Genomic DNA, 13,194 nt, shown 5'->3' with positions numbered 1-13,194 from the left:
TCTAAAAATTAAAAGCCGCAATAACATGGTTGCCTGCCAAAGGTATAGGTTAAGGTTAAACCTGTAAACATATACCAGTCATTATTATTTATATTACCAAAATTGGCATAATTGTTATCAGCATTACCGGGGTAGCTTCCGTCTAGATTATCTGTAAACGTGTAGCGTGCGCCCAGTTCTAACGCTAAAACAAATTTTGTGCTCACCATCGCTTTAAGTCCTATAACCATAGGTATTGCCAAATTCCATTCTGAATCTGCGCTTACGAGTGCATCTTGTACTGCATCAAGCGCAAAAGAATCGTGGTAAAAATAAGTAAAACCTGTATATAAATAAGGGGTCACAGGTTTATCAAAGCCTTGATGCATATCAAATTCCCAAAAGTTGTATTCTATACCTAATGAGCCTTCAATCAAAGTTCCGCTAAACTCATAACCGCGTTGCTGCCTCCTGCTATCATTGCTGTCTGCATCTGAGGCTTCAAGGTTAGCAAAAAGCACCGATGCTCTAAATGCATGTCTTGCGCTACGGTTCCATTTTGCAATACCGCCAAATACTACAGCGTTAGGCGCTATATAATTAGATTTACCTACGTCGCCTATAAAATTACTTCCGCCTGCGTATACCCCAACCTCATAAGTCTGGCTTGTTCCGGTAAGGGTAGCGAGCAGGGTAAGTGTTAAGATTATAAAATCCCTCATAGGCTTTTAAAAGTTTGCAAATATAACAATATTGTTTAGCTGCTCATTATTAATAATGAAACGTGTTTTTGATAAACAAAATAACTGCGTATTTATTGTTTAGTTGCGCTTGTCTTCGCCCCAGAGTAATTTCTTACGTAAGGTGGTCAAAAAAGTATCTTCTTCAAGTAAAACGAGTTTGATGTTGAAGGGAGCTTTGGTTAGTGTGATTTCAGTTTCTACCGGTAGCGTAGCAATGCGAGAGTCTAAAGAGACTAGATGATCTTCTTCTCTTCCGCTTACTTTTAGTTTTATTTCTGTAGAATCTGGCACTACAATAGGTCTTGCATTCAGGTTATGCGGGGCTATAGGCGTTAAAATAAAGCTAGAAGTTTTCGGCATAATAACCGGTCCGCCACAACTTAGTGAGTATCCCGTAGAACCCGTAGGTGTCGAAATAATAAGTCCGTCTGCCCAGTAATTGGTTAAGCGTTCTCCATTAAGGGAAGTGTCTACAGAGATCATCGAAGTAGAGTTTTTTCTACTTACCGTAATTTCATTAAGCGCAAAATTGAGCTCATCAAAATTTTCATTAGGTGCCGAAGTCTTGATGCTTATTAGTGAGCGCTCGGTAATGCTGTAATTACTCTTAAGTATTTCTTCAACAGAACTTACCAGTTTCTCTTTATTTACAGTAGCTAAAAATCCTAATCGCCCTGTGTTTATACCAACGATTGGTATTTCGAGGTCTCTGACGTAAGTGACTGTTTGTAGTATAGTGCCATCGCCGCCAATGCTGAAAAACAAATCATAGCTTTTGTCAAGTTCTTCAAAAGTGCTGAAATGTGAATAGGTCTTATTGATCTCTTCGTTTTCGTGAATGAGTTTCAAAAAGTTTTCTTCAATAATAACTTCGACTCCTTTTTGATGAAGCAAGTCGAGTAATTGCTGAACATATTTTCCAGAATTTTCGTGATAAAATTGACCGTAGATCCCTACTTTCATACGTGTTGACTTTGCTGACTAAATGTTGAGGTATTTGTCTAAATATTGCGAACGTTCTTGTAAATCTTTTATAAAAGCATCTTCCTGATGTTCTGAGATTATAACATAACCGTACCTTCTAAAAGCTTGTAGAATGGTGTTGAAGCTTGTGTCTGCACCAATTTTTATTGAAATCTGTGCAACTTCATTTTTTATTTGTGAGATGAATGCACCTAGAATTTTTCCATCATTAGATTCTATAATCTGGCAAATCTCACTAAAACTGTAATCGTGTATGCCGTGCTCTATAACAATGATACTTCCGTTTTCATTTAAAAAGGGAGTGTTGTTAAAGTAGGTCATCACGTCTGCTAACTCATAATACCCCAGATAATTGGCGGTTTCTTCATCAAGAACCGGCATTATGTTGGTATTGTTTTGAGCAAAAGCTTCAATAACATTGAGCCAGTTGGTATCTGTACGTACAAGGAATACTTCATACATATGGCTATTATCGGCGATGATTTCGTCAGAAGCGTGGCAGTGCACATCACTCTCGTTTAAACATCCTACGTAGGTTTTGTCTCTTAAAATAGGAACGTGAGAGTATGTGGTTTGAGAAAAAAGTTCTTGAGCATCGCCCATGAGCAATTGCTCGTCAAGCGGATCAATGTCTTTTATAATGTAGTCAGTGATTTTCATAGCTTGTTTGATGCAATTTAATTAAAAAAGTAGGGGTAGAGCCTCTGTTACTTCGTATTTTTGCAAGCAAAGTTACAATTATTGAGATGACAAAATTAAGTGTAAATGTTAATAAGATCGCAACATTACGTAACGCCAGAGGCGGTAATGTTCCTGACTTGATAAAAACAGTAAAAGATATAGAATCTTTTGGAGCGCAGGGAATTACCATTCACCCCAGGCCAGACGAGCGTCACATACGTTATCAGGATGCACGGGATTTAAAAGCTATTGTTAAAACAGAGCTCAATATAGAAGGGAACCCTGTTGAGAAGTTCATTAATCTGGTTTTAGAAGTGCAACCTGCTCAGGTTACCTTGGTGCCAGACTCTGTAGATGCTATAACTTCTAATGCGGGATGGGATACGATTAAAAACCGGGCTTTTTTAAAAGAAGTTATTGCTGAATTTAAGTCGAAAGGCATTCGTACTTCAATATTTGTAGATCCGGTAGCAGAGATGATTGAAGGAGCAAAGGAAACCGGTACAGATCGTATAGAATTATATACTGAAGCTTTTGCTGTAGGTTTTAAAGAGGGACATCCTAATGCTGTAAAACCTTATGTTGAGGCAGCGCTTCTGGCTCAGGATCTTAATCTCGGGCTTAATGCGGGTCACGATTTATCATTAGAGAATGTTAAGTTTTTTGCAGATAGTTTACCGGGACTTTTAGAAGTTTCTATAGGTCATGCACTTATCGCTGAAGCTTTGTATAATGGTTTAGAGGAAACAATTCAGTCTTATTTAGAAGCCTTATCTTAATATGATTTTACACAGCAGCATTACAGGTTCTGGGAAGCCATTTGTTATTTTACATGGTTTCTTGGGAATGGGTGATAACTGGAAAACTTTGGCCAATCAATTTGCTGAATCTGGTTATGAGATGCATCTGGTCGATCAGCGTAACCACGGGCGTAGCTTCCACAGCGATACGTTTAACTACGAAGTGTTAGCAGATGATTTAAAAGCTTATTGTGACGAGCACGAGCTTAGCGATATTATTTTATTGGGTCATTCTATGGGGGGGAAGACTGCAATGCTATTTGCCATGCGCTACCCGGAATTGATTAATAAACTCATCATAGCAGATATTGCTCCTAAGCATTATCCGCCGCATCATCAGACCATTTTAGAAGGTTTGAGTGCCTTATCAGAGAATGAAAACGCCAGAAAATCTCGCGGGGATGCAGATACTTTTTTAGAAAATTATATTTCAGATTGGGGTACGCGTCAATTTCTTTTAAAGAATTTATACTGGCAAAAAGACAAAACACTTGCGTTACGGGTAAACCTCCCGGTTCTTACAAGTCAAGTTGAAGCTATTGGCGAAGCTTTGCCAACCCAAACTGTTTACGAAGGTGAAACCTTATTTTTGAACGGACTCAAATCTGATTACATTACAAAAGAGGATGAGGCTTTGATAGAAGCACATTTTCCTAACTCAGAAGTGATAGGGGTTAAAAATGCAGGGCATTGGTTGCATGCAGAGAACCCTAAAGACTTTTATGCTGAAGTAATGAAATTCCTGGGTTGATTTACGTGATACCCGTTGAAGAGTTGTATTGGCTTCCTTTGAATAAAGTATAACTAAAAATTAAAAAGAAAATGCTTAGCTGGCATTAGGGCTTAATCGAATTAGTTGATTTGTATTCATAAAATCAATATAAATCTTGCGAAGACTCAATAAATTTTTATAACATTGTTAGTAGAATTTATTATGCATGCACAATAAATAAGCTTTATTTTTAATGTATTCTTAAAAAATTCACCCTCAATTATTAAATTATAATTTTATTCCCTTTTAGACTATGAAGAGAGTTTTAGTTACGTCTTTATTCTTATTAGCCTCAACGATAACGTTTGCGGGAGGCTATAGAGTTGGACTTCAAGGACAACGCGGCCTGGCAATGGGGCATACCGGTGTGGCTTATGTTAATAGTGCCGAGTTGGCATTTTTTAACCCGGCCGGTTTAGTGTTTTTAGAAAATAAAATCAATGCTTCTGCAGGTGGTTTTGGCGTTTTTTCAAGTGTAGCTTGGCAAAATGAAGGTACAGGACAGTATGCTCAGACAGATAGTCCAATGAGTACACCATTTTACTTGTATGGTTCTTACGCATTAAATGAAAATCTAAGTCTAGGCTTGGCGGTTTATACACCTTACGGAAGTACGGTGGAATGGCCAACAGATTGGGCAGGTTCACATTTAGTAAACAATATAGAACTTGCTGCGATTTTTATTCAACCCCTAGTTTCTTTTAAAATCAGCGATAAGTTTAGTGTAGGTGGTGGGCCTATCTTCGTTACGGGTAATGTGAACTTCAATAGAAATGCTAATCGGTTCTTAACAGATCTTGAAGGTAATCGTTCTAACGTAACAATAGACGATAGTGGTGTTACAAACTGGGGATACTCGGTTGGGGCTATGTTTAAAGTGACAGATAATTTCACCTTAGGTGCTAACTACCGTTCAGAAATTATTTTAGATTCTAAAGATGGTACTGCGACTTTTGCAAACTTCCCTAACGATAGTGGGGAGGCAATTACAGTAGGTACAACAGAAATCCCTTCTAACGGAACAACTGGTTTTAAGGCTTCATTGCCTTTGCCCGCAGAGTTTACGATAGGTGGATCTTATAGCAAAGATAAGTGGGTGGTAAACTTTGATTATACCCGTACCTTTTGGGATGTTTATGAAGATTTAGATATCGTATTCAGCAATGGACAAGAATCAATAAACCCTCGTAACTATAAGAATTCTTCAATTTATAAAGTTGGATTTGGGTATTCTGCAAGTGAACGAATAATGTTACGCGCAGGATATTATTTTGACGAATCACCGGTGCAGTCAGGCTATTTTGCTCCAGAAACTCCACGTAATGATAGTAATGGATTTTCTGCGGGATTGTCTTATGTGATTTCAGATAATTTTGCGATAGATGCTTCATTTCTATATGTGCGATTTAAAGAAATCAATGAGTCTTATGATTATGTGGATGATGGGTCTTCTTTTGGTGGGGATTACAAATCAAGCGCATTTGTTCCCGGAATTGGTTTGACTTATAAACTTTAAAAAAAGCTAGACGATGAAAAATTATATTAAATATATGGCTTTGTCAGCCGTGCTTTTAACCGCTTGTGAAGCTGAATTAGACAATCCTATTGAAGATGGTGGTGTATATAGCAGCGGTTCTGCAGACTTTTCAACTTTTGTTTCTGTAGGCAACTCCCTGACTTCTGGTTATGCTGATGGAGCTTTGTATATATCTGGTCAGCAAAATAGTTTTCCTAGTATCCTGGCAGGTCAATTTGCACTTGCTGGCGGAGGCGAGTTTACACAGCCTTTAGTCGATGATAACTCAGGAGGTTTATTAGCTGGCGGTACTCAAATTCAACCAAATCGTTTTGTGTTGGCATTAGATGCTGCTGGAAATCCTGGTCCTGTTCGTTTAGAGGGGACTGCTACTACAGATATTACAAATGTACTTTCGGGTCCTTTTAATAATATGGGGGTGCCGGGAGCTAAAAGTTTTCATTTGGTAGCGCCGGGTTATGGTAACATTGCTGGTGTGGCAACAGGAGCTTCAAATCCTTATTTTGTGCGTTTTGCTTCATCTACAGAAGCAACTATAATAGGTGATGCTGCGGCTCAGAATCCTACGTTTTTTTCGTTATGGATAGGGAACAACGATATTTTAAGTTTTGCAACCAGTGGAGGAACAGGTGTTGATCAGTCCGGAAATTTAGACCCTTCAACTTATGGAGGAAATGATATTACAGATCCTAATGTTTTTGCAAGCATATACAATCAAGAAATACAAGCTTTAATGGCTAGCGCTTCAGGAGGTGTTGTTTTCAATGTTCCAGATGTAACTTCTATTCCATTTTTTACAACGGTGCCATTTAATGCAATTCCTTTAGACGCAACTACAGCTGCTGGAGTTAATCAAGCGTATGTTCAATATAATGGAGGATTAGCGCAATACGCTGCTTTGGGAGTGATTACAGCTGAAGAGCGTGATGCACGTACTATTGATTTTCAAGAGGGTCAAAATGCTGTAGTTATTGAAGATGAAACGCTGACTACATTGCCAAATCCTGCCGGTGGAACATTACCAAATATAAGACAGGCAACAGCAGATGATTTGCTATTGCTTACAACTTCAAGTAAATTAGGAACATTAGCAGATCCTGACAATCCAGGTTCTGTAATAGGAGTAGGCGTAGCTTTGGGAGATGTGGATGTTTTGATTCCTGAGGAGCAGGCTTTAATTGCAACTGCACAAGCGTCTTACAATGCTACAATTCAAGGTTTGGCGCAAGCTAATGATTTAGCTTTTGTTGATTCCCGAGCGATATTAAATCAGTTAGCAGATACAGGTATTGCATTTGATGCAGGTACGTTGACTTCAACTTTTGCTACCGGTGGAGCATTTTCTTTAGACGGTGTACATCCTACACCTCGCGGATATGCGTATCTGGCAAATCAGGCGATAGATGCTATCAATTCAACGTATGGTTCAACAATTCCTAAGGTTAATATTGGTAGTTATGGAACGGTAAATATCAGTAATTAAAAATCTTAAGTTTTCTTTATACAAATCGCTGCCACTTGCTGGTAGCGATTTTTTTATTTTTACTCGATAATCGAGATTTAAATGCTCCGAGACTTGTCTCGTTCTAAAAATGTATTGTTTAGTAATGCTTCTCAGGTCTGCCTTTGTCGGCAGACAGGCTTGCCGCGAAGTAGTTTACTAAGCTTTCAAAATTGGGTAAACTAGTTTAAAACCAATTTTTTAAAAATCTAGCCTTATGAAAACCTTAATCAAACTCTTGCTTACTGCTCTTGCAGTGATTTTATTGTGCTATTTACTTCCTGGTGCGGCGGTAACCTCGTTTTTTACAGCCTTTATTGTAGCTATTGTTTTGGCGCTTTTACGATTGATCATAAAACCTATTCTGGTAATTCTTACGTTGCCTATAACTATAGTAACCTTCGGTATTTTTCTTCTGTTCATCAATGCGGTAATTATACTGATGGCAGATTATTTTGTAGGTGGATTTTCAGTAGACGGTATCTGGTGGGCCTTGATTTTTAGTTTATTACTTTCGCTATTTCAGTCCGTCCTATTTGCACTCATAAAAGAAGAATAGAAGCTTGCTGAATTTCAAAGCATTATAAACTTTGCAGAGATTTAAAAAAGATGTACTTTTGCACTCCAAATTTTATAGGAAAATTCCACTAGAAGATGAATATTACACGAGAGAATATTGATGATTTAAATGCAGTACTTAAAGTAGATATTGCAAAAGACGACTATAACGAAAAGGTACAGAAAGTACTTAAAGATTATAGAAAGTCTGCAAACATTCCTGGTTTTAGAAAAGGTCACGTGCCTATGGGGCTTGTTCAAAAGCAATATGGGAAAGCGGTTTTGGTAGATGAGGTAAATAAGCTTTTACAAGACAGTTTACAGAAATATCTTACTGAAGAAAAACTTGATGTTTTAGGAAATCCACTTCCTAAAGATCAGGAAGATTTAAATTGGGATGCTGCTGATTATTCTTTTGAATTTGAATTAGGTTTGGCGCCTAAGTTTGATGTTGATTTAAAGCCTAAAGATGCTGTTACGAGCTACACTATTGTAGTTGATGATAAAATGGTAGACAACCAGATTACTACTATTCAAAAACAGTATGGTAAAATTACCAACAAACAAGAGGTAGAAAAAGAGGATGAGGTTTCTGGTAGCTTTGTGAATGAAGAAGCAGCGTTTGATAAGAAAACTACTTTTGAAGTAGCAAAACTTAAAGGAAAAGCTAATAATTCTGCATTTGTAGGAGCTAAAGTTGGCGATACAGTTACGGTTTCAACTAAAGGTCTTTTTAAAGAAGCTGGAGATTACAGATCTTTTTTAGGTCTTTCTGAAGAAGAAGCTAAAGAGAAAAATCTTGAAGTTTCTTTTACAATAGAAGAAGTAAATCATAGAGAGCCTGCAGATTTAGATCAGGATCTTTTTGATAAATTATACGGTCCGGGAGTTATCAGTTCTGTGACTGAACTTAAAGATAAGATTAAAGAAGAAGGTGAAGGTCAATTCAAGCAACAAAGCGATCAGCAATTGCTAAATGATGTAACCGAAAAACTTATTGAAAACACAAAATTTGATCTTCCTGCAGAATTCTTAAAGAAATGGATTCAGCGTAGCGGAGAAAAAGAATTGACAGCTGAAGAAGCTGCTGAAGAATATGAACGTTCTGAAAAGGGATTGCGTTACCAGTTGATCGAAGGTAAGATCATAGCTGATAACGAATTGCAAATAACTTTTGAAGAAATCAAAGCATATGCAAAAGAAATGATCAAAGGGCAAATGGCTCAATTTGGTCAAAACGATCCTAAAGACGAAGAGTTAGAAGGAATCGCGGCACGTATCTTAAGCAATCAAGACGAGGTTAAAAGATTGTCTGAGCAGTTGATGAATACCAAATTGCTTGATTTCTTTAAAGAAAATGTAAAATTAAAAGAGAAAGAAGTGACTTTTGAGGAGTTTGTCAAAGAAGTTTACAACTAGTAATTCTCTAAATTATATAGTATCTTTAAGGCGTTTTAACTCTCGGTTAAAACGCCTTTTTACTTAAAAATCATCAAGGTGTTTTTTACACCTTTTTTATTGAAATTTTATTTTAGAGCAAACACTGCTTTAAAGAATTTGAAAAAAAATACTATGAATTACGCAGACGAATTTAAAAAATACGCGATTAAAGATCAGGGTGTTAATAGCATGTACTACGATAAAATTATGAGTAGCATGTATCCTGTAGGTTTAACACCAAATATTATTGAAGAACGCCAGATGAATGCCGTTGCAATGGACGTGTTTTCACGTCTAATGATGGACCGTATTATCTTCCTTGGAACTGGTATTAACGATCAGGTGGCAAACATCGTACAGGCACAATTGTTGTTTTTAGAAAGCACAGATGCTTCAAAAGATATTCAGATTTACATCAACTCTCCGGGTGGTAGCGTTTATGCCGGTTTAGGTATTTACGATACCATGCAGTTCATCAAGCCAGATGTTGCAACGATCTGTACCGGTATGGCAGCATCTATGGGAGCTGTGCTTTTATGCGCAGGTGCAAAAGGTAAGCGTAGTGGTTTAACACACTCTCGTGTGATGATCCATCAACCCTTAGGAGGTGCTCAGGGACAAGCAAGTGATATCGAAATCACAGCACGTGAGATCCTTACTTTAAAAGAAGAGCTTTATAATATTATAGCAAAACACTCCGGGCAGACTTACGATAAAGTTTATGAAGACAGTGATCGTGACTACTGGATGAAAGCTGATAAGGCTTTAGAATATGGAATGATTGACGAAATTCTTGCGAGAGAATAGTCTAGACAACCTTAAAGTTGTTGAATAAAGAAATTTTGAATGCGAAAGTGTTCAAAATGAAAATAGAATGAATTATGGCGAAAGAAGAATTAGAATGTTCCTTTTGCGGCAGGAAAAAGCCGGAAACCAGTTTACTCATTGCAGGGCTGGATGCGCATATTTGTGATCGTTGTATCGAGCAGGCGCATGGTATTGTGCTTGAAGAAGCAAAAGATACCAATAAAAATGGTTTAGACAGTGATCTTACACTTAAGAAACCTAAGGAGATTAAAGATTTCTTAGACGAGTATATCATTGGGCAGGATTTTACCAAGAAGGTGATGGCTGTAGCGGTTTATAATCACTATAAGCGTTTGCTTCAGCCAGAGTCTGATGACGATATTGAGATTCAGAAAAGCAATATTGTGATGGTTGGTCAGACCGGTACAGGTAAAACCCTAATGGCAAAGACTATTGCACGTATGCTTAACGTTCCGTTAGCAATTGTAGATGCTACCGTTCTTACGGAGGCTGGTTATGTGGGTGAAGATGTAGAGAGTATTCTTACGCGCTTATTGCAAGCTGCAGATTACAATCTGGAGAAAGCAGAACGTGGAATTGTATTTATTGATGAGATCGATAAAATCGCCCGTAAAGGGGATAATCCTTCGATTACTCGAGATGTGAGTGGAGAAGGTGTTCAGCAGGCTTTATTAAAGCTTCTTGAGGGAACTACTGTAAACGTTCCGCCAAAGGGTGGTCGTAAGCATCCCGATCAAAAGTTTATTGAAGTCAATACCGAACATATCTTGTTTATCGCCGGTGGAGCTTTTGACGGTATAGAGCGCGTAATCAGTAAGCGATTGAATATGCAGGCTGTAGGTTTTAGTGCGAGTATGAGCGATGAGCATATAGAGCGTGATAATTTGCTGAAATACATCATCCCAAAGGACTTGAAAGATTTTGGATTGATTCCTGAAATCATAGGTCGATTACCGGTTCTTACGCATATGGATCCTCTTGATAAAGAGACGTTGCGCGCAATCTTAACTCAGCCTAAGAACGCGATTATTAAACAATATGAGAAGTTGTTTGATATGGATGATATCGAATTTGAGATTACTCCGGCTGCATTAGATTATATCGTAGAAAAAGCGATAGAATATAAATTAGGAGCTCGTGGATTGCGCTCGCTCTGTGAAGCGATTTTTACAGATGCGATGTTTGATCTACCAAGTTCAGATTTAAGTTCATTCAAAGTAGATAAAGAATATGCGCAGTTTAAGTTGGAGAAATCCACTATTAAAAAGTTGAAAGCAGTTTCTTAAAACTAAAGTATTCGGTAAATCTAAAAAGCTTCTTACTATCTGGTAAGGAGCTTTTTTTATGTTCGATAATTAACTATTAAGCAAAATATTTTCTTGCTTTTTCGCAGTGAATAATTGATATACATCAGTATTTTAAATGTTACTTTTTCGCATAAAAAACTCGGGTTTTGGAGAAGAGAAGGTAAGTCCGCCGTAATTTTCTTTTCCGATAAAAAAGTCCGCTAATAAATACGGTTTTGATCAATTATATTTTCAATTACTGAAAACTTAAAAGCTTGCGACTTGCTTTGAGGAACGTGAAATTGAATGAATCAAAGCTGTTAACTTCTGCGAGTTGTTAGGGTCAATTTAGGGAGGGAGAAGAGTTTGAACTATTTTTTTGCTAAAGAGAGTTTAAAATTCGTTGAAGTGAAAGTATTATTCTCTAATTTTTTATAAACGAATTGTTTAAGATTAATAGTTCTTCAACAAGTTCTCGATTGTTACTGAGGCGAGGTACTTTGTGTTGTCCACCCAGCTTGTTTTTTGACTTTAACCAGTCGTAAAACAGATTGGTACGTGCGTAGTGAATCGTAGGGGGATTCAGCGTCATGTTGTTTTTTCGCTTAGCTTCATAATCACTATTGATTTCTTGAAGCGCTTTGTCAAACAATCTGTCAAATTCTTCCTTATCTGCAGGAAGCTCTTTAAATTCTATAAACCACTCATGTGCTCCTTTTTCTTTTCCACTCATAAAAATAGGAGCGGCGGTATAATCTACAATTTCAGAATGGGTAAGCGCTGTAGCTTTTTTCAGTGCTTGTTCTGCATTTTCTATGATCAATTCTTCTCCAAAGGCATTGATGTGATGCTTGGTTCTGCCGCTTACACGAATGCGATAGGGACTAACAGATGTGAATCTAACGGTGTCGCCCACACGATAACGCCACAAACCAGAATTGGTAGTAATAACGATAGCATAGTTTTTTCCTTTTTCAACTTCCCAAAGCGGAATGATTTTTTGATCGGGTTGCCCGTAAGAATTCATTGGTATGAACTCGTAAAAAATTCCATAATCCAGCATTAGCAAAAGATCACTCGAGCCATTTTTATCTTGAATGGCAAAGAAGCCTTCAGAAGCATTATAGATCTCATAATACTTGAAGTTGTGTCTGGGTAAAATTTTTCGGTACTGATCGCGATACGGGTCAAAACTTACACCGCCATGAAAGTACACTTCAAGGCTCGGCCAGATTTCAAATAAATGATTTTTACCGGTGGTTTCAAGCGTGTTGTTTAGCAAAACCAACATCCAGGAGGGAACTCCTGCAAGACTCGTAACTTTTTCTTGTATGGTTTCTTGAACAATCGCTTGCATTTTGACTTCCCAGTCGCTCATTAAAGATACTTCGTTTCCGGGAGTGCTGCTAAATTCCGCCCAAAAAGGCATATTGTCTATCAAGATAGCAGATAGATCTCCATAAGAAGTGCCGTTGCTTTCATACAAGCGCTTGCTGCCACCCAGGCGTAAACTTTTACCTGTGAATAATTGAGAATCAGGATTGTTGTTTAAATAGGTGCAGAGTAAATCTTTACTGGCTGCATAATGACAGTCTTCTAAAGATTCTGGGCTTACGGGAATGTATTTGCTTTTTGCATTTGTAGTACCGCTGCTCTGTGCAAAAAGTTTTACAGGTGAAGGCCAAAAGATATTGTTTTCACCGCGTCTTGCACGTTCTATAAGGTCGTGAGAAGCTTCATAATTAGTAACGGGTACTTGCTCTTGAAAATCTCTGTAACTGCGAATATCTTTAAAGCCGTATTGCTTACCTATCTCGGTATTTTTAGCTTTTTGAATTAATTTTAGAAGAAGTTCATTTTGAACATCGTGAGGATATTTTAGAAACAATTCCATCTGGTGTATTCTCTTTTTGAGAAACCAGCTGGCGATAGAATTGACTAAAGGTATCGGCATTTTGTTAGTATATTTGAGTGCTAATTTAGGTGGATTAATTCAAAATCAACCTATTTTTCTCAGGCAGTTTGATCTCAATGATTTTGCTTTCTTGAGAAAAAACCTAAGACTAATAAATTTCATTTTTAGCA

12 protein-coding genes are annotated in these 13,194 nt (G+C 37.5%); 8 read left to right on the top strand and 4 right to left on the bottom strand.

Translation table 11 applies throughout. The features are described from left to right. Nucleotides 1–8: 8 nt before the first annotated feature. From porG to BUB91_RS08335, 3 genes are all read right to left on the bottom strand, one after another. A complete protein-coding gene (porG, locus tag BUB91_RS08345) occupies nt 9–701 on the bottom strand; it encodes a type IX secretion system protein PorG (RefSeq protein ID WP_073098772.1) in 693 nt (230 codons plus the stop codon). A gap of 99 nt (nt 702–800) precedes the next feature. Next, a complete protein-coding gene (locus BUB91_RS08340) occupies nt 801–1,685 on the bottom strand; it encodes an NAD kinase (protein ID WP_073098771.1) in 885 nt (294 codons plus the stop codon). Nucleotides 1,686–1,703: 18 nt separating this feature from the next. Next, nucleotides 1,704–2,366 carry a CBS domain-containing protein gene (locus BUB91_RS08335; RefSeq protein ID WP_073098770.1) on the bottom strand — a complete coding sequence of 221 codons (663 nt, stop codon included), beginning with the start codon at nt 2,364–2,366 and terminating at the stop codon, nt 1,704–1,706. Nucleotides 2,367–2,452: 86 nt separating this feature from the next. Between BUB91_RS08335 and BUB91_RS08330 the strand changes: the two genes are divergently transcribed. The 8 genes from BUB91_RS08330 to clpX all read left to right on the top strand — a co-directional run bounded on the left by BUB91_RS08330 (nt 2,453) and on the right by clpX (nt 11,109). Next, on the top strand, nt 2,453–3,166 hold the full coding sequence (locus tag BUB91_RS08330) for a pyridoxine 5'-phosphate synthase (protein WP_073098769.1): 714 nt from the start codon (nt 2,453–2,455) through the stop codon (nt 3,164–3,166). A 1-nt stretch (nt 3,167) separates the two neighbouring features. Continuing rightward, nucleotides 3,168–3,938 (top strand): alpha/beta fold hydrolase, encoded by a 771-nt coding sequence (locus BUB91_RS08325; protein ID WP_073098768.1) that lies wholly within the window; start codon nt 3,168–3,170, stop codon nt 3,936–3,938. A 274-nt stretch (nt 3,939–4,212) separates the two neighbouring features. Further along, nucleotides 4,213–5,475, top strand: a complete 1,263-nt coding sequence (locus BUB91_RS08320) for an OmpP1/FadL family transporter (RefSeq protein ID WP_073098767.1) — start codon at nt 4,213–4,215, stop codon at nt 5,473–5,475. Nucleotides 5,476–5,488: 13 nt separating this feature from the next. After that, the gene (locus BUB91_RS08315) at nt 5,489–6,979 is read left to right on the top strand and encodes an SGNH/GDSL hydrolase family protein (protein WP_073098766.1); all 1,491 of its coding nucleotides are present in this window, start codon (nt 5,489–5,491) and stop codon (nt 6,977–6,979) included. A gap of 235 nt (nt 6,980–7,214) precedes the next feature. Beyond that, nucleotides 7,215–7,556, top strand: a complete 342-nt coding sequence (locus tag BUB91_RS08310; RefSeq protein WP_073098765.1) for a phage holin family protein — start codon at nt 7,215–7,217, stop codon at nt 7,554–7,556. Between the two features lie 95 nt (nt 7,557–7,651). After that, nucleotides 7,652–8,974 carry a trigger factor gene (gene tig / locus BUB91_RS08305; RefSeq protein ID WP_073098764.1) on the top strand — a complete coding sequence of 441 codons (1,323 nt, stop codon included), beginning with the start codon at nt 7,652–7,654 and terminating at the stop codon, nt 8,972–8,974. A gap of 153 nt (nt 8,975–9,127) precedes the next feature. Next, the gene (gene clpP, locus BUB91_RS08300) at nt 9,128–9,802 is read left to right on the top strand and encodes an ATP-dependent Clp endopeptidase proteolytic subunit ClpP (RefSeq protein ID WP_073098839.1); all 675 of its coding nucleotides are present in this window, start codon (nt 9,128–9,130) and stop codon (nt 9,800–9,802) included. A gap of 74 nt (nt 9,803–9,876) precedes the next feature. After that, nucleotides 9,877–11,109 (top strand): ATP-dependent Clp protease ATP-binding subunit ClpX, encoded by a 1,233-nt coding sequence (gene clpX, locus BUB91_RS08295; RefSeq protein WP_073098763.1) that lies wholly within the window; start codon nt 9,877–9,879, stop codon nt 11,107–11,109. A gap of 424 nt (nt 11,110–11,533) precedes the next feature. On the opposite strand, the gene BUB91_RS08290 is transcribed toward clpX, so the two are convergent. After that, nucleotides 11,534–13,063: a GH3 auxin-responsive promoter family protein gene (locus tag BUB91_RS08290; RefSeq protein WP_073098762.1), complete on the bottom strand. Its 1,530-nt coding sequence runs from the start codon at nt 13,061–13,063 to the stop codon at nt 11,534–11,536. Nucleotides 13,064–13,194: the final 131 nt, after the last annotated feature.

The organism is Leeuwenhoekiella marinoflava DSM 3653, assembly GCF_900129005.1.
Taxonomy (GTDB): Bacteria; Bacteroidota; Bacteroidia; order Flavobacteriales; family Flavobacteriaceae; genus Leeuwenhoekiella; species Leeuwenhoekiella marinoflava.
Note: the sequence above shows the minus strand (reverse complement) of the source record. Positions and strands in the feature narration are given on the sequence as shown.